14 protein-coding genes are annotated in these 18,506 nt (G+C 44.3%); 9 read left to right on the forward strand and 5 right to left on the reverse strand.

Annotated features, from left to right (window positions below; genetic code table 11):
- Positions 1–2: 2 nt before the first annotated feature.
- Together AC58QC_RS24865 and AC58QC_RS24870 are read right to left on the reverse strand one after the other, a co-directional pair.
- A complete protein-coding gene (locus AC58QC_RS24865) occupies positions 3–1,154 on the reverse strand; it encodes an MFS transporter (protein ID WP_497417728.1) in 1,152 nt (383 codons plus the stop codon).
- Between the two features lie 88 nt (positions 1,155–1,242).
- The gene (locus AC58QC_RS24870; RefSeq protein ID WP_497417729.1) at positions 1,243–2,037 is read right to left on the reverse strand and encodes an AraC family transcriptional regulator; all 795 of its coding nucleotides are present in this window, start codon (positions 2,035–2,037) and stop codon (positions 1,243–1,245) included.
- Between the two features lie 128 nt (positions 2,038–2,165).
- Here AC58QC_RS24870 and AC58QC_RS24875 point away from each other — a divergent pair, with 128 nt between their 5' ends.
- The 4 genes from AC58QC_RS24875 to AC58QC_RS24890 all read left to right on the forward strand — a co-directional run bounded on the left by AC58QC_RS24875 (position 2,166) and on the right by AC58QC_RS24890 (position 7,092).
- Positions 2,166–3,005, forward strand: coding sequence for a phytanoyl-CoA dioxygenase family protein (locus tag AC58QC_RS24875; protein WP_497417730.1), 840 nt, complete (start codon positions 2,166–2,168; stop codon positions 3,003–3,005).
- A gap of 457 nt (positions 3,006–3,462) precedes the next feature.
- Positions 3,463–5,043, forward strand: a complete 1,581-nt coding sequence (locus tag AC58QC_RS24880; protein WP_497417731.1) for a collagen-like triple helix repeat-containing protein — start codon at positions 3,463–3,465, stop codon at positions 5,041–5,043.
- 215 nt (positions 5,044–5,258) lie between these two features.
- Positions 5,259–6,095, forward strand: coding sequence for a glycosyltransferase family 2 protein (locus AC58QC_RS24885; RefSeq protein ID WP_497417732.1), 837 nt, complete (start codon positions 5,259–5,261; stop codon positions 6,093–6,095).
- Positions 6,096–6,132: 37 nt separating this feature from the next.
- Entirely contained in the window at positions 6,133–7,092 is a 960-nt protein-coding gene (locus AC58QC_RS24890; RefSeq protein WP_497417733.1) for a glycosyltransferase family 4 protein, read from the forward strand.
- A gap of 55 nt (positions 7,093–7,147) precedes the next feature.
- Here AC58QC_RS24890 and AC58QC_RS24895 read toward each other — a convergent pair whose 3' ends face one another.
- Complete coding sequence (locus tag AC58QC_RS24895) at positions 7,148–8,254, reverse strand: tetratricopeptide repeat-containing glycosyltransferase family 2 protein (RefSeq protein WP_497417734.1); 1,107 nt, start codon at positions 8,252–8,254, stop codon at positions 7,148–7,150.
- 182 nt (positions 8,255–8,436) lie between these two features.
- On the opposite strand from AC58QC_RS24895, the gene AC58QC_RS24900 reads away from it, so the two are divergent.
- From AC58QC_RS24900 to AC58QC_RS24910, 3 genes are all read left to right on the forward strand, one after another.
- Entirely contained in the window at positions 8,437–9,138 is a 702-nt protein-coding gene (locus AC58QC_RS24900; protein ID WP_497417735.1) for a class I SAM-dependent methyltransferase, read from the forward strand.
- 342 nt (positions 9,139–9,480) lie between these two features.
- The gene (locus tag AC58QC_RS24905; RefSeq protein WP_497417736.1) at positions 9,481–10,971 is read left to right on the forward strand and encodes an exosporium glycoprotein BclB-related protein; all 1,491 of its coding nucleotides are present in this window, start codon (positions 9,481–9,483) and stop codon (positions 10,969–10,971) included.
- A gap of 392 nt (positions 10,972–11,363) precedes the next feature.
- Positions 11,364–12,713, forward strand: a complete 1,350-nt coding sequence (locus tag AC58QC_RS24910; RefSeq protein WP_497417737.1) for an exosporium glycoprotein BclB-related protein — start codon at positions 11,364–11,366, stop codon at positions 12,711–12,713.
- 125 nt (positions 12,714–12,838) lie between these two features.
- Here AC58QC_RS24910 and AC58QC_RS24915 read toward each other — a convergent pair whose 3' ends face one another.
- Both AC58QC_RS24915 and AC58QC_RS24920 read right to left on the reverse strand, forming a co-directional pair.
- Positions 12,839–13,594 carry a sugar phosphate nucleotidyltransferase gene (locus AC58QC_RS24915; RefSeq protein ID WP_497417738.1) on the reverse strand — a complete coding sequence of 252 codons (756 nt, stop codon included), beginning with the start codon at positions 13,592–13,594 and terminating at the stop codon, positions 12,839–12,841.
- Between the two features lie 141 nt (positions 13,595–13,735).
- Positions 13,736–15,463 carry a sigma-54 interaction domain-containing protein gene (locus AC58QC_RS24920; protein WP_497417739.1) on the reverse strand — a complete coding sequence of 576 codons (1,728 nt, stop codon included), beginning with the start codon at positions 15,461–15,463 and terminating at the stop codon, positions 13,736–13,738.
- 230 nt (positions 15,464–15,693) lie between these two features.
- Between AC58QC_RS24920 and AC58QC_RS24925 the strand changes: the two genes are divergently transcribed.
- Positions 15,694–16,608 carry a proline dehydrogenase family protein gene (locus AC58QC_RS24925; RefSeq protein WP_497417740.1) on the forward strand — a complete coding sequence of 305 codons (915 nt, stop codon included), beginning with the start codon at positions 15,694–15,696 and terminating at the stop codon, positions 16,606–16,608.
- Positions 16,609–16,643: 35 nt separating this feature from the next.
- The gene (gene pruA, locus AC58QC_RS24930) at positions 16,644–18,215 is read left to right on the forward strand and encodes an L-glutamate gamma-semialdehyde dehydrogenase (RefSeq protein WP_497417741.1); all 1,572 of its coding nucleotides are present in this window, start codon (positions 16,644–16,646) and stop codon (positions 18,213–18,215) included.
- The last annotated feature ends 291 nt before the right edge of the window (positions 18,216–18,506 follow it).

Below are 18,506 nucleotides of genomic sequence, written 5' to 3' on the forward strand. Positions count from 1 at the left end.
GCTTAGGTTGCCAGCTTCTGTTTCCGATAACCGGCACGCAGCACTAGGCTAAATATAAATCCAGAGAGCGACATCACCGATATCCACATATATAGCTGCTGTCCGCCAAATGCCTGGTAGAACCATCCTCCCAGATAAGAAGCGACAATTCCTGAGATACCGAAGAAGATGATAGCAAGGACGGTTTGTCCCGTCGCGCGCCATTCTTCAGGGACAATTTGATATAAATACTGAATAGCAGCTGAGTAGAAGATCGGGAATGTAAAGGTTTGAAGGAGCTGGAGCGCGACGAGAACATGAGGGTCAGTCACCCAAGCGCTAATAAGGAAACGTAAGAAATAAAACAATGCAGCTAACGAAATAAGCGCTAATTCCTTCCCTTTGCGAAGCCACCAGAAGCTGAGTGCAAAGACCAGAATCTCACTCCCCGCAGCCAAAAACCAGGCAATTCCAACTAAATGATTGCTTCCGCCCAATTCACGGATATAAACACCCAGAAATGTGTCGTTGATCCGTTGCGGAACCGCGCAAATGAAGATAAGCACCATAAACCAAATCGTCTCGCGATTACCTAGGAATTTTCGTAGACTTCGAAGCGAGATAGGCTTCCCAGTCACTGGCGCATCAGGTAACGCGAGACAAATAATCAAACTGATAATGCCGAATCCCCCGAAAAGGTACGCTAAGCTATGAATGCCAAAGTATTGCGCTGAATAGCCAACGATCAAGGACATCACGGCATACCCAACTGCACCGAAAGTACGGATAGATCCGTAACTAGTACCCACAGCTTCCGCTGTCTGGAAATTGAGACTTTCGGTTAATGGATCTAGCGGCATTAAGAAAAAGTAGAGCAACATGGTGAATAGGAGAAGGACTATAAAGCTTTTGGAGTCATATAGCAAAAATCCGACGATCGTCGAACAGAACAGAAGAAGTAGCATGACTTTTTTGATGGTTTTCGTCCGATCGCTAATCATCCCCCATAATGGCTGTGAAAAGATAGCGATAAAGCCTCCGGTCCCGATGATGAGACCAATTCGCGAAGTGGATAGTCCCTGTGCGTCTAGATAGACGGGGAGAAATGAAACGAATAGGGCAAGTAAAGCAAAATACATAAAGTTAAATGATCGTAATAAGTTGGATGAATTCATGATGACCTAACCTTCCTTGATGAACTAGCGCGATGCTGTCGTAAAGGTACATTTTATCACGATGTGTGGAAGATGCAAAAATAATTTATCACGATCGGATCTCAGAAGGATTCGTACCTGTCACTTTTTTGAATTGGCGGCTAAAAAAATAAATACTACGATAGCCTAGCGCTTCAGCGACTTCACTTACATTCATCCCTAGTTTTAACAAATAGGTAGCGCGCTCAATTCTTTTTTGAATGAGATACGATTCAATTGTTTGGCCCATAATTTCTTTGAATTTTAGGGAGAAATAGCGTGGTGAGAGATGGGCTTCCTTGGCTAAATCTTGAATACGATGTTGACGTCCTGGATCCTGCCGAATGTGCGCCGCGATATCCATCATCACTCGGTTCATCGAGCGTCTTGCATGGTCACTTAGAGATTGATGGGCAGGTGCTTGACGTTCAAAAAGCAAGAGAATCAGCCTAAGCAGCGCCTTCGCTTCTTCTTCATGTCCAAAAGCTTCCGTCAGACGCACGTGTACGAAACGATCTAGGTAGCTTTCATGGAACTCTGCGGGATCGAAGTGAACGAAGGACGGCAATAACAGGGGGTGTGTTGGATCCCCAACGGCTAAGAAATGAATGAAAGTAACCGTGAGCGGGCGATCTGGATTATGCTTAGCACTGGATAGGTCCCCAGGTTTGAAAAGGAAACAATCTCCGGATCGAACAGGGTAAATCTTACTATTTAAGGTGACCTCACCTTCGCCATCCCATACATACCAGAGATCATAGTCTTGGAAGGGCTCGTTTTCGCGGTTCCATTTCCAATTCACTTCACAATGTACCTTACCGAAGTAGGGGTTGAGCTGCAGCTCATGAGTTGAGAATGATGACATGAAATTTAACAGCTCCTTATGTCAAATAGTGCAAATTATCATGAGCTTTAATGTATTTATTTTACTACCTTCCGTTTCTATAATAAAGATATTAATAGTCGAATAATTTAAACGGAGGGGTTATCGTTATGGCTAAAACAGAACCAACATTTCAAACGCCCGAAGAAATTTCAGCAAAGCTTTATCGCTACGAGCGTATTGCGGACAAAATTGATGGCTTTGCGAATTGGAATGAAGATCACCTTGCCAGTTATCGAAGAGATGGCTTCATCGCGGTCGAGCATATATTAAATGAAGAAGAAATTGAGCTCTCGAAAGAGGCCCTGTATGATCTTATTTTTATTGATGATAAGGGTGCACAAATTCAGTTCACGAAACCGAGGAGTGAGTTGAAAACTGATGAAGAGCTTGAGATGGCGATCCGTAAGCTCAACGATTTCGTTCAAGTCGACGATCGGTTGAGAGGAATTTCGGAGCATCCTTCCATTCTCGCCATGGTCCAAGATATTCTAGGTGAGACTCCGCGGCTTGTTCAGAATATGGCGTTGCTCAAACCTCCTCATGGTGGAGGTGAGAAGCCTTGGCATCAAGATATGGCGTATGGTAATTTGGCTTATGAGAAAGCGGTTGTAGGTGTATGGATTGCATTAGATGAAGCTGCGCTGGATAATGGTTGTATGCATGTTATCCCTGGTTCTCAAGCGGATGGGGCAACGCCTCATTACGCGATACGTGATTGGCAGCTGTGTGATTCCCATGTACAAGTGGATAAGGATGTTGCAGTGCCATTACTGCCAGGAGGGGTACTTTTTTTCCATGGGTTACTTAAGCATGGGACACCTTATAATCTCTCAACGAAGAAACGTCGCGCCTTGCAGTTTCATTATGTAGGTGAATCTGCTACTAAACTAACACCGAAAGAGTATAAACGATTTTTTACAAATGAAATGAGCGGGGCGGAGTGCTAGCCAGAAGACGTTTGAAGAAGTCTCATTCATAAAATATCAATAGAGTCCTCTTTCCGATGGTTGGAAGGGGACTTTTTTCCACATAGGAATTAATATACGTTAAGCAGGATGATTGATAGATATCTTTAAACTTACCAGACATTCCTAGCGGAATAAAAAAGCAGCGGCAGCTCTCCGTAATTAATTGAGACGCAGCCGCTGCTTTTTTATTCAATTTCAGAATTGGCTCCAGAAAATTTTGTTCTTGCCTAGGATTCTCTCTGGAACTCTCTCACCTAAATAAATCATAAATTTACAAATAATGTTTTTTCGTCTTTTGTCCTCTATCATTCGTCCATGCACTGAAATGTTGTAATCATATAATATAGGATGAAACTAGAATAGTTTCAAATTTATGTAAATAGGTTGGAGTTATTGTAAGTAAGTAGGATGAAAATCATAAGGAGGTAAAAGGACTTTGAGTAAACTTTCTCAGTTAATGGATGTAATTGCAAATGTGGGTATTACTAATATCAAAAAAATTGAAATTGAGTATTATAATGGTATCGAATACAAATTAAAATTCCATATAGGCGATGACACAACTCAAAGAGTATCCGAACTTGAGGATTTTTTAGAAGACATTGTATGGATTCAGGTCGAGGAAATTGAAATTGAGCTATACAATGGAGAAGAAATAGAAATCGAATTTCCTGATGGTGATGTAGGTCCGACAGGTGCTACGGGCGCGACAGGAGCAACAGGTGCAACAGGTGCAATAGGTGCGACAGGTGCGACAGGAGCTGCAGGAGCTACGGGTGCAACAGGAGCGACAGGTGAAACAGGAGCAACAGGAGCAACAGGAGCTACAGGAGCTACGGGTGCAACAGGTGCTACAGGAGCAACGGGTGCTGCAGGAGCTACGGGTGCGACAGGTGCGACAGGAGCAACAGGTGCGACAGGTGCTACAGGTGAAACAGGAGCAACAGGAGTAACGGGTGCGACAGGAGCTGTAGGTGCTACAGGTGCTACAGGAGCTACGGGTGCAACAGGTGCGACAGGAGCTGTAGGTGTTACAGGAACTACAGGTGCAACGGGAGCTACAGGTGCAACAGGGCCAGCTGGTGAACCAGGTCCAGCTGGGGGTGCAACAGGAGTAACAGGAGCAACCGGAGCAACAGGAGCAACGGGTGAAACAGGTGCTGCAGGTACGACTGGTGCAACAGGAGCAACAGGGCCAATAGGTGAAACAGGTCCACCTGGGGGTGCAACAGGAACGACCGGAGCTACAGGAGCAACAGGGGCAACAGGTGCGACAGGAGCAACAGGTGCAACGGGACCAATGGGTTCGATTCAACCCAACCCATTTGACGTATATGTTCTAGCAGGAGCAGTCGGAGGAGATGGTACACAGGCTAGTCCATTTGGAACAATACAACAAGGTGTGGCGGCTGTATTCCCAACAGGAATAGTTCATATTTTAGGTGGAACTTATCCTCTTATTTCGCAAATAGTAATTAATAAAGCAGGGGTAACATTAAGAGGATATCCTAATACAGTAATATCGTTACAAGCAGCTGTAATTCCATTTCTTGTTACTGGAGATGGTGTAACAATAGATGGATTGACAATTACCAGTGATCTTGCATATGCGACTGAGTTTATTCAACTAGCTGGAACAAATCATATGCTTATTAATAATACTATTTATGGACCGCCTCAAGCAGGACCATCAACAGGTTGGGTAGTAAATCGTGGATTTGTAACGCAATCAAATGTAACGAATCTAATCGTTCAAGATAATATTTTTTATTCACTCAGGCAACCAGCTTATTTAAATCCAAATTCAACTGGTCATATCATTAATAATGTAGTTTATAATACGCGCGGATTTGTTGTTGATCAGGCGATCTTTGTCTTTTCAGGTAACTCATGGGGTATTCCAGTAAATGCAGTTGATATTGCATTGTTATTTGGTACAATAGCTGGTTCACCTTATGATCCTTTGGCTGTGTTATCTTCCAATAATAGCAATGCTTCAATTAGTGATCAAAGGTAGATTGAGCAGGGTATCCGTTGTTAGCGGATGCCTTTTTTACGTCCTGAGCGATGCCTGCTGGAGGGGGAAACATAATCTTCACCTTTGAATGGCCTCGATAGAGGTTTCTCACCAATAGAAGTTCTAATGAGCCTACACCATATGAAAATCAAATGAATACTAATAATATGGTCATTTTAGATGATAAAAGGGGCGAGTTGAAAGGGGGAAATAGGATGTCTTCGCTTATTTCAATAGTCATGCTTACATGGAATGGATTGAAATTTACGAAAGAATGCGTAGAAAGTATTTTACGTCATGTAGATGATAACATTAAGATTCAGTTTGTGTTTGTAGACAATGGCTCGTCGGATGGTACTGTGGAGTATTTACAGACAATCCCTTCTTCAAAGCTCATATGCAATCAAGAAAATAAGGGATTTGCGGCTGGAAACAACCAAGGGATCTTGGCCTCAGACGGTGAATATATTTGCTTGCTTAACAACGATACGGTTGTTACACACGGTTGGTTGACGCGTTTACTAGGATGTCTACAGAAGGACCCCACCATCGCCATAGTAGGGCCCCGTTCCAATAATGTCGCATGGTCGCAGCTCGTCTATAATGTCCCTTATAAGACCACGCCAGAGATGGAGGTTTTCGCCTTTCATTGGTCACTTGAGCATAAAGATAAAGGCTTCTTCCCGCATAAATTAATTGGGCACTGTATGCTTTTTCATAAAGATCTTATTACCAAAATAGGTGGGCTAGACGAAAGGTTTTTTCCAGGGAATTATGAAGATGATGATTTCTGTTTGCGAGCCCGTATCAGCGGTCAAATTCTGTGGGTAGCTAATGATGTCTATGTTCATCATTATGGTGGAAGTACATTCCAAGCGAATAAAACCAATTATTCAGCCAGCGCCTATAGCAATGCAGAAAGGTTTTCCAAAAAGTGGTCGTTGGGCATGTCCGGTTTGGAGCTGGATCATTTTGGATACAATCCCTCAGAGCTTGTGGAACGAGAAAAGCCTTTCCGGTTAGAGCGGCATTATATTCCAATTATTAAGTAGTAGTTTCTTACAGAGAAACTAGTAGGAGGGAAATGGAATGAAGATTGCGCTGATAAGTCCGGATTATCTTCCCGTTCCACCCGTAAAATACGGCGGTATAGAGCGAGTTGTGTATACATTGGCAGAGGAGCTTGTAGATCGAGGGCATGAAGTCATTCTATATGCTCCGTTTGGAAGCCAAATACGAGGCAAACTGATGCCTTATTTACACGAGGGGCATGACATGTGGAAAATTCCTGGTTTTGTAAAGCTTACATTACCTCCAGGCGTTGATATCATTCATGACCATACTCAGCTTTCCGTTGTCGGCCAAAAGAAACTCGCGGTACCAACGGTCTGTACGATCCACAATCCTTTAACCAATCCGGTTAAACATGCCGTATATTTGAGTAAAAGACATAGGGACTTGTTCGGCAGCCCTCAAGATAACGTTGTATATAACGGATTAAACCCAGATGAATTTCAATTCTCTGATCAAAAGGGTGACTATCTACTTTACATTGGAGCGATTATTCCTTACAAAGGCGTTCATCATGCGATAGAAGCGGCGGAGCGAGCCAATCAGAAATTAATTATTGCAGGACCCGTATATGATCATGATTATTTCCATAAGGATATTCTTTCCAAGACTATATCGAATCCATCTATTCAATATGTAGGTGAAGTAGGGGGGCAAGCTCGTCAGGATTTATTGAAGCATGCAAGATGTATGTTGTTCCCAACGTTGGTTGAGGAGCCGTTCGGTCTAGTCATGATTGAAGCTCTCGCATGCGGAACACCTGTGTTGGCATTGCCAAATGGCTCTGTTCCTGAGGTGATGAGCGGTTTTCCTCAATTGATATGCCGCACTGTCCAGGAGATGGCTGATAAATTGATCCATGAGACACTGCCTGATCCTTATGAGCTCCGCGAATATGTGCTGGAGCATTTTACGACAAGCGGGATGACAGACAAATATCTTGAAATTTATCGAACAATCATTGAGGAAGAAAGTTGATACAAACGAAAAGCAGCGGCTGCGCCTCGTATCATAAGGCGCAGCCGCTGTTTGCTCATTCTGCTGATTCGGAGCTTTCCGATAGATGAAGAACAGACGCTAGGTACTTTTTATTATGCAATATATTCGAGTCTTTGGGTCTGTAGCTGCGGGCAATTTCATTATGCTTATTAGCAGTTTCATGTTCTCCAAGATGATCATAACAAACACAGAGCTGTAGATGTGGCAGCCATGTTGAAAATTTAGGATTCGAAAATCCCCAATTGTGTGCAGGAACCTGTAATTCTGTTGCTAATTTGTACCAAAAGACGGCTGGTTCGTATTGCTTACGAGTTAGGAAATAATAGCCAAGACGACAGCAGAACTCAGCACGCGGACTATCATATTGAAATGATCGGAATACGGACTGTAATTCCATTTCACTGTTGCCTAGCTGCTGGTAACAATCCGCTAGCTTGCTGCAGGATGAAATTTCATCCTCCACCCAGCATTTTCCGGTTGCCAGAAATTTATTATAATAAATAATTGCTTTGGAGAACTTGTTATGATCTTTTAATTCATTCGCGTAGTAGAATAAATCCCTAGGCGAGAATGGCTCTCCGCGCTGCAGCCTGTTCTGGAATATTTTAAGATTCCTGTCGCTCTTATTGTGGATTCTGCAATGTGTAACGGTAATGTCAGAGTCCCAAATATGCCCGCTTACTTCCAAATATTCGTGGATCGCGCCAATCCATTTGAACTGGTTCTCCCTTTTCACCAAACGGTTTCGTTTAAACCTGGAAATCGGGTTGCCAAACTCATCAAATGCGTAATTATAAAACATCGTTACCGAATCAACCGAAGGAGCCAGATCTGCTTTTAACGATATGAGTTTGTTGCAATCTTCTTCTTTCAAAATGTCATCTGCATCCAGCCAAAGAATGTAGTCCTTCGTGGCTTGGCGAAAAGCGAAATTACGCGCTGCAGAGAAATCATCTATCCATTTAAAATCGTAAATTTTATCCGTAAAGGAGCTAACAATCGATTTCGTTTGGTCGGTAGATCCGGTATCTACAATTATGATCTCGTCAACTGCTTTTGCAACGGAGGATAGGCAAGGGCGGATCGTATTCTCCTCATTTTTAACGATAATGCAAAGACTTATGGTGATCAAAGTGTTCACTCACTTTCTTTATAAGGTTAAAATTCAACGCGGTCATTCTAATCTATTCATAGTTTCAATATGAGGGCACGGCATGTGATCAATGGTATGCTCCTTACCATGCGAATCTTAAGAATAACTGGATGGTTATATCGAACCAAAATTCCTATGACGGAATATTGTGATCAAAGAGGAGGTGGGATATGAATCGCTTTTTTGAAAAAATAATTAAACCCATTCTAATCAAATACGAGGCTTCTCACATTGTAGAAATTGGAGTCTTCCTAGCAGGGCGTACCACCATAAAGTTGCTTGAGTTCTGTAAAATGATGAATGGTAAACTAACAGTGATTGATCCTGCACCGGGATTTAATACTTATGCGTATGAAGCTGTTTTTTCAGAGGAATTAGTCATTCATAAAAAGCACAGTCTGGAGGTATTATCAGAGATCCAAGCTGCTGATGTGTTTCTCATCGACGGAGACCATAACTGGTACACCGTTTATCATGAACTAATGGCGATTGAGCAAATAGCGTCTAAAACTGGTAAATTTCCGATCGTTATTCTACATGACACAGAATGGCCATACGGTAGACGTGATTCCTACTACTTTCCGGAAAACATTCCAAGCCAATACCTTAAACCAAATGCGCAAAAAGGGATGTTAGCTGGCTCCAGCGAGCTTGTAGAAACGGGAGGTATTAATGAAGATCAATACAATGCTATGAAAGAATATGGGGAAGAGAATGGTGTATTGACGGCAATTGAAGATTTCCTAAAGGTTACGGCTTTTTCTCTTAGCTTTCACCGTGTTAACACGAATAACGGATTAGGAATTCTTGTTCCTAGCGACAAAAAGGTAGATACGCTCATTTCGTATATCCTAGATACCTCTGGACTATAAAAGCAGCGGCTGCGCCCATTAAATTAAGGGCGCGGCCGCTGCTTTTTTTCATACAAGTGTCTAGAAGACTCTCAACCATTCCTCTTATTAATAAAATGTTAAGAAGCGATTTAATACTACAGTCCCTAACTTTAGTTACTAATTCAATGATTATTGACAAAAAATGTTTTTTTCCATCATTGTCCTCTCTCATTCGTCCATGCAGTGAAAGTTTGTACACATATAATATACGAGGAAACTAGAGTAGTTTCATTTTAAGTAAGGGAGGTTGGTGTGATTAATAGAAAATCTATCTCAATTGTAGGAAACTATTATTCAAAATTATAAGGAGGTGTAAGACTTTTGAGTAAACTTGCTCAGTTAATGAATCTAATTGGAATCGTTGGAATTAAGCATATCAAAAAAATTGAAATTGAGTATTTTAATGATAATGAATACAAATTAAAGTTCAATAAAGGCGATGGCACAAGTCAAAGAATGTCCGAGCTTGGGGATTTTTTAGCAGCTATTGATTGGAATCAGGTCGAGGAAATTGAAATTGAACTGTACAATGGAGGAAAAATTGAACTCGAATTTTCTTGTGACTTTGATGGTGCGACGGGAGCTACGGGTGCAACAGGAGCAGCAGGAGCTACGGGTGCAACAGGAGCAGCAGGAGCAGCAGGAGCTACGGGTGCAACAGGAGCAGCAGGAGCAGCAGGAGCTACGGGTGCAACAGGAGCAGCAGGAGCTACGGGTGCAACAGGAGCAGCAGGAGCAGCAGGAGCTACAGGAGCAACAGGAACTACAGGAGCAGCAGGTGTGACAGGAGCAACGGGAGCTACAGGAGCAGCAGGTGTGACAGGAGCAACCGGAGCAACGGGACCAGCTGGTGGTCCACCGGGACCAACCGGAGCAACTGGAGCAACAGGTGACACAGGAGCGACCGGAGCAACCGGAGCAACGGGTGCAACAGGAGCAGATGGAGCAACAGGTGTGACAGGAGCAACCGGAGCAGCAGGAGCAATTGGTGCAACAGGAGCTACGGGTGCAACAGGAGCAGATGGAGCAACAGGGGTTACAGGAGCAACCGGAGCAACTGGAGCAGTTGGAGCGACCGGAGCAACCGGAGCAACCGGAGCAATAGGTGACACTGGAGCAACCGGAGCAACGGGACCAGCTGGTGGTCCACCGGGACCAACCGGAGCAACTGGAGCAACAGGTGACACAGGAGCAACCGGAGCAACGGGTGCTACGGGTGCAACAGGAGCAGTTGGGGCAACCGGAGCAACGGGTGCAACAGGAGCAGTTGGAGCAACAGGTATACCAGGAACAGGTGCGTTTGTTCCATTTGCATCCGGTGGACCAATCGCTATGACAACTGTTGCATTTGGATTAGCAGGTACAGCAGGACTTGTGGGATTTGGAAGTTCAGCTTCTAACGTTACCTTATTACCTGGTCCAGTTATCGATCTAACAGGTACAATTCTGGGTCCTCTTCTTGACTTTGCATTTTCTGTATCGAGAGCTTCAATTATCACAGATATTTCAGCGTTCTTCAGTGAAACAGTAGGATTAAATATCCTAGGATCATCAATTACGGTAACGGCACAATTGTATAGTGCAACAGCAACCAGCAATTCATTTACGCCAGTTGCGGGTGCATCCGTAGTACTACCTGCTCTTGTAGGCCCTGTATCATTAGGGGATATTACTAGTGGTATAACTACTGGATTATCGATTCCAGTTGCAGCGCAGACACGATTGTTAATGGTGTTTTCGTCTACTGCTTCAGGTATTTCACTTCTTAATACTGTTGTTGGATATGCTAGTGCAGGTATTACACTTAACTAATAGTTTTAAAATACTATCCAAAATTTAGTTGGAAAATTGACTCTATTCTGTCAGTTTTCATTGCCCTATGATATTTGATGGGAATGAAATCTAGGAAATAGAGTCTTTTTTTTAAAATTTTTACGAATATATCAATTTTAACAGTATGATTATCCAAACTAACTTGCCTACTATTAATATAATAAACTGTACTTCATATTAATAGGTAGTGGCTGACATGCATTCAACCTCCTCGACGTAGGTAGCTTTGACTCTTGCTACTATTGAAGAAACACAATTTCTTTATACATAGTCATATGCATATTTTACATTGGACAACCATCTATTGCCAAAAAGTACAGACAAACCCTTGGGATAGCTCGTATGATGAAGCATCACAGGAGGTGTTGTTATTGGGTCTCTTAGTTGGCAAAAAGAAAAGTACCACGACAGTGAAAAAACGTTTGAATCTTAAAAAAAGTGGAGTTAAGATCCACAAAGTAAGTGGATGCGGCTGTCACAAACGTAAGAAAAAAATGAAAAAACACTGCCACAAGATTGTTATCGTGAAAATCAAGCGGAAATGCTGTAAAAAGGGTCCAAAAGGAGACCGCGGTCCACGTGGCTTCAATGGAGCAGCTGGAGCAACGGGAGCACCAGGGTTAAATGGAGCGACTGGCGCGATGGGAGCGACTGGCGCGATGGGAGCAACGGGGGCGACTGGAGCAACTGGAGCGACAGGGCCTAAAGGGCCTCAAGGGAAAAAAGGCGATGATGGTGATGAGGGCAAAAGAGGACACACTGGACCAACAGGTCCAACAGGTCCAACAGGTGAAAAAGGTCATAAAGGCGATAAAGGGGATCATGGACCACACGGGCCAATGGGACCAATGGGACCGATGGGTCCAATGGGACCAACAGGTGTAGCAGGAGCAGCAGGAGGAATGGGTCCAATTGGTCCAATGGGACCGAGGGGTGCAACGGGAGCAGGAGCAATGGGTCCGATGGGTCCGATGGGTCCAACGGGTGCAGGAGCAACAGGAGCAATGGGTCCGATGGGACCGATGGGACCGATGGGACCAATGGGACCAATGGGACCAGGGGTAGGTGATACTGGAGCTACTGGAGCAACTGGTGCATTAGGAGCAGCAGGAGCAGCAGGTGAGACAGGAGCAACAGGAGCAACAGGAGCAGCAGGAACAGCAGGAGCAACAGGAGCAACCGGAGCAACAGGAGCAGCAGGAGCAGCAGGTTCCAGTGCAATTATTCCGTTCGCATCAGGTACACCTGTTGAATTAACTTCAGTTGTAGGAGGGTTGCTCAATACAGGCGGCCTCATCGGCTTCGGAAGTTCCGTCGATGGTGTCGTTGTAGGTGGAGCAACAATCAGTCTCACGGGCATCGGCGGACTTCTCGACTTCGCATTCTCGGTTCCCCGAGCCGGAACGATCACATCTGTTGCCGCATTCTTCAGCGTCGTGGTGGGCGTCGTGGTGGGATCCCCAGTCACTGTTACGGCAACCTTGTACAGAGCACCTGCTGGCAGCAATACTTTCATGGCGACAACTGCCGTAGTACCGTTGGGTTCAGCTCTTGTCGGTTTGCTTTTCGTAGGTGAGACCAGGGATGTTGTTGATTCCTCCGTTAGCGTAGCGGTTGCGGCAGGAGATCGCCTCTTAATGGTATACTCTCTCGATACAGGCATTTTCGACATTGCGGAAGCTGTCGTCGGCTATGCAAGCGCAGGTATTACGATTGACTAATTGAAACAAGCGAAGATAGTATATAAAGAAAGGAGCTCAAAGTTACTATTGTTCATAACCTATGGTTACTACTAGGAATGAATGATAGTAAGTTGAGCTTTTTTTGCGTAATATTGTTAATTATGTTAGCTATCATTTCTCTCTACCAGCTTCTCGAAAACCTCGCCAAATTGGATATCTTTCGCTAATTCATTGGCCCGCGCCAGCGATTCGTGTGTACCAGCATCCGTCCACCAACCCAGTAACACGTCATACGAGAGCTCGCCTCGTTCGATGTAAGCATTGTTGATATCTGTAATTTCCAACTCGCCTCGTTCAGACGGTCTCAATGTTCGTATCAGATCGAATACGCGATTATCATACATATAAATTCCTGTAACGGCGTACCTGCTTTTAGGGTATTGCGGCTTTTCTTCAATACATGCAATCAACTCCCCTTGCATCTCAGGAACGCCATACCGATGTGGGTCATGAACCTCATGTAAGAAAACTTTTGCTCCGACAAGCTGTTTTTTAAAAAGTTCAATAGAAGCTCGGATACTATCATTAAATACGTTATCGCCAAGTATAACGATCATCCGGTCATTTCCGACAAAATGTTCTGCAAGTCCCAAAGCCTGGGCAATCCCTCCGGCTTCATCCTGCACTTTATAAGTGAAATCTACCCCTAGTTCTTGCCCGCTTCCAAGCAAGCTCACCACATCACCCATATGCTCTTTCCCGGTTACAATTAAGATATCGAAAATCTCAGCTTCTTTAAGTTTATGAATGGCATGATAAATCATCGGGTATATTCCTACCGGAAGCAAATGCTTATTGGTCACTTTGGTTAGTGGAAACAGACGCGAGCCGGTACCACCAGCGAGAATGATCCCTTTCATGGTAAGCCTCCACTCCAGCAAACGTTATATCTTTTCAATTTATTCCTTCCACTAAGCTAGAGTGACGAGTATTTAGAAAGGAATTGAACAAAAAAACCCTTGAAATTTTCAAGGGTTTTAACGGATGTTGTTTCAAAAAAATTACTCCAACTCAAATTCTTTCATCTTATTATAAAGAGTTCCGCGGGAGATCCCGAGTAGCTTGGCTGCTGCGCTTTTGTTGCCGGCTGTTTTGGCTAAAGCTTCTTCGATTAACGTGATTTCATCCACTTCGGAGACTTTTTCCTTAAGTTGGATAGGGTACGATTCTGCATCCTGAATCAAGCTCGGCTGATGCTCTTGCAGGGCAGGTGGCAAATGTTCTAACGTGATCATCTCATCTTCATTTAGGATCATGCATCGCTCGATGACATTTTTCAGCTCTTGAATGTTCCCTGGCCAATTGTATTGGGTCAGAGCCAAAATGACCTCTGGCGATAGAACAGGTGCTGGTTTCTGGTAGTGCATCGAAAATTGCTTCAGATACATATGAACCATCGCCGGGATATCTTCGTTCCTTTCGCGCAGAGGCGGGATTCGGATGGAAACCACATTTAGGGCATAGTAAAGGTCTGTTCGAAATTCATGAGAAGCAACTTTGCTAGCCAAATCCTGCGTTGTTGCAATGATAATACGAGTTCTAACATTGATGGGTTGATTGCCGCCGGAGCGGACAAGCGTTTGCTGAGTAATGTACCGGTAGAGCTTGGCTTGAAGCTCCAGAGACATTTTCTCAATATCGTTAATAAATAGTGTACCCTCTTTGGCTTGTTCTAATTTACCGGGTTGCCCACTTTCACTTCCACTAAATGCCCCGCCTTGATAGCCGAACAATTCCGTCTCCAAAATTCCAGTAGGTACAATGCCGCAATGCACAGTTAAAAATGGTTGCGCCGAGCGCGAGCTCGATTGATGAATAATTTGCGCGAGCTGTTCCTTCCCAACGCCAGATTCTCCGATAAGTAGCACGGGGGTATCCGTTCTGGCGACTTTTTTGGCCCATTGAATGACCTTGCCGATGGCGGGCCCCTTTCCTTTGATAAGGGCAAAAGGGTCCTCTTGCGAAGCTTCATTTGGAAGTCCAACGGACTCGACGGTTGTCAATTGTTCGTTCAAGCGAACCAATTGGGTAATATCTTGTTCAGTTGCGATACCGCCAATGATCGTGCCCGCGGCATCTTTGATCGGTGAAGCATTGATGAGAACATGCGTGTCGGGCCGTGGGCGATGATACGTATTACGGATGAGGCGGCCTTCATCTAACATTTTCAAAACCATTAAGGTTTCCACATCGAAATGTTCACCAATACGCTTGCCCACAATGTCAGCACGCGGCAGCCCATAGAGCTCTTCCGCGACAGGGTTCCAGCAGATAACGGCACCTTCCCGGTCTACGACCGTTACGGCGTCAGTCACGGTATCCGCCAGGGCAGCGAAGTAAGCATACCACTTCTGTCCTTCTTTCATCGCATATGCGACATAAGCTGCTTGGGTGACATAGCCTAGAATGGTGCCTTGTTCGTCTTTACATAGAAAGGGGCGACTTCTTCCACCAATAAGCTCTTGGATGTGGTCTTGGTCGTGAAGATCCTCAATTGAACAAATCGGAACGTTAAAATAGTCGTTGCTCACAAGCTGAGCCAGCACTTTCGTTGCTTCAAAAGCCTTCAACAACTCTGCATCCTCTGGAGTAAATAACGCCATGGTACGTTCTTGATGGACTATGACGGCTGTTCCTTTTTGAATAAAAGAAGTGAGCTCCGTAAGTGTCGTCTCTATAGGAAGTGATTGAATACGTGTGTTCAATGGAAAGTGTTCAGGAATGAACATGTTTAACCTCATTTATCAGCCTTATTTGGTTTTAATTTACCATGAAAAGGTAGGCGATTCAACACATGTTGTCTCTTAGCTGAATATCGTACAGATATGGAGGAAATTAAGGAAATTGTACAATTCCAAAAATTAATATGAACAAATAGTGTTCAAAAACAAAAATAAAGTGTATAATCCAATTATAAATTAAACAAAAGTGTACAATTTCTTCTTGGAGGCAACCACAGATGGAACTCATGATGCGAAATATGTTTCAATCCCTAGGAAAAAGTCGCGCAGCCAATCGCTTAGCGAAAAAATATGGACTCCGTTTTGGCGCAGCACGTTTTGTGGCTGGTGAGACGATCCAGCAATCGATTGACGCGGTGCGTGGTTTGAATCAAGATGGCCGCGTAGCGACGTTGGATCATTTAGGCGAGTTTGTTTTTAGCGTAGAAGAAGCTTTGGAATCAGCTGCCATGTGTATACAAACACTTGATGCGATTGCCGAGTCAGGTGTACGCTCCAATTTATCTTTGAAAATGACTTCGTTAGGACTTGATATTAGCAGAGAGCTTTGCGTGACCAGCATGAAACGGATTCTAGACCGTGCTCGTCAACATGGCAATTTTGTTCGGATTGATATGGAGGATTATGCGCATTGTCAGGTTTCCCTCGATATTTACCGCGAACTGCGTCAAGAATACGATAATGTCGGGATTGTAATTCAGGCTTATTTGTTCCGTACGATGCAGGATATGGACGATTTACATGCACTTGGTGCGAATTTACGATTGGTCAAAGGTGCTTATAAAGAGTCTCCAGAGGTTGCTTTCCCAGAGAAAAGTGCAGTCGATGAGAATTACAAAGCCATCATTCAAAAACACCTTTTGAACGGACATTATACCGCGATCGCAAGCCATGACGAGGCTATTATTCATTTTACAAAACAATTCGTAAGTGAAAACAAAATCTCCAAAGATCAATTTGAGTTCCAAATGCTGTATGGCATCTGTGAAGACCTGCAAAAGCAGCTGGTGAAAGAAGGATACCGTGTCCGTATTTATGTGCCGTATGGCGTGGATTGGTTCGGTTATTTCATGAGAAGATTAGCAGAGCGTCCAGCTAACGTCTGGTTTGTTCTTAAAAATATGTTCAAATAAAAATAAGCTTTCTATTCGGAGAGGAGCAATTATACATGAATACACTAACAACGAAAGTAAGTCCATATACGAATGAGCCGTTTACGAATTTTGCACAAGAGGACAATGTGAAGGCAATGCAAGCGGCGATCGCGAAAGTGAAGGGTGAGCTTGGTCAAACGTATCCGCTATATATCGGTGCCGAAAAGGTTATGACAGAAGCGAAGATTACATCAATCAACCCAGGAAATGTGGATGAAGTGATCGGGTACGTGAGTAAGGCGGATCAGGCTTTGGCTGAAAAAGCTATGAACGTTGCACTTGAAACTTTTGAGTCCTGGAAAAAGGTTCCTGCTAGAGAACGCGCGGAATATTTGTTCAAAGCAGCTGCGCTTATGCGTGCTAGGAAGCATGAATTTTCGGCACTGATGATCCTTGAGTCCGGTAAAAACTACGTAGAAGCTGACGTTGATACGGCAGAAGCGATTGATTTCATCGAGTTCTATGCACGTGAAATGATTCGTTTGAGCCAAATTAATGAGACGCAGCCACTGGTGCGAATTCCTGGTGAGAATAACCAAATTTCCTATATCCCGCTTGGTGTTGGCGTTGTTATTCCCCCATGGAATTTCCCGCTTGCGATTTGTGTGGGAATGACGGTTTCCGCAGTTGTTTCTGGGAATACTGTATTACTGAAGCCAGCATCCACAACTCCTGTGATTGCGCACAAATTTGTTGCTTTGATGGAGGAAGTTGGTCTGCCTGCAGGTGTTATTAACTTCATCCCAGGCAGTGGCGCTGAGGTAGGCGACTACTTGACGACGCATCCGAAAACGCGTTTTATCTCTTTCACAGGCTCCAAAGAGATCGGCTTACGTATTAACAGACTTGCTGCTGATGTGGCGCCAGGTCAAATTTGGATCAAGCGTGTTATTGCTGAAATGGGTGGCAAAGATGGTATCGTCGTTGACGAAACCGCTGATCTTGACGCGGCTGCAGCTGCAATTGTGGCTTCTGCTTTCGGCTTCCAAGGACAGAAATGCTCCGCTGGCTCCCGCGCAATTATCGTAGAATCCGTCTACGACGAAGTGGTGGAGAAAGTCGTTGCTTACACGAATAAACTACAAAGTGGTTTGCCTGAGATGAACTTCGCGGCAGGTCCGGTGATTGATCAAGCGTCGTATAACAAAATTTTGGAATATATCGAAATTGGTAAAGGCGAAGGCACACTGCTTGCTGGTGGCGGCAAAGCAGAAGGTAATGGTTACTACATTCAGCCAACTGTGTTCGGCGATGTGAGCGGTAAAGCACGCTTGATGCAGGAGGAGATCTTTGGACCAGTGCTTGCGCTTGCGAAAGCGAAAGATTGGCAAGAAGCGATTGCGATGTACAACGATACAGAGTTCGGTTTGACGGGATCGTATTTCTCGACAGACGAAGATCGCATCGCAGAAGCGTTGGAAACCGTTCATTGCGGTAACTTGTACATCAACCGTAAGTGTACAGGAGCGCTAGTCGGCGTGCATCCGTTCGGCGGATTCAACATGTCGGGTACCGACTCCAAGGCTGGCGGCTACGATTACTTGATGCTGTTGACGCAAGCGAAGCTGACTTCGCGTAAGGTATAAGCACCACATAAGCAAATGATTACCCCACTTCAGATGAGGTGGGGTTTTTGGTTTAATTACTTGAAACGTGCTACTACTACTTCTGCCATCCTACGATGATATCCTGATACCCCGCCAACCTGAGCTATCACTAGTCACTTGAACAAGCTAGTTACTCAAATTCCTACCATGCCCTACCTCGCCCGCTGAGAAACGGAACGTGGTTCCGCTATTTGATCATTTTGTCCGATTCCAGGGAAATTGCGGAACGAGAGGACGCTATTTCGCGGAAAATGCAGTGATTCATCCATT

The sequence above is a fragment of the Paenibacillus sp. J22P51 genome (assembly GCF_059692215.1).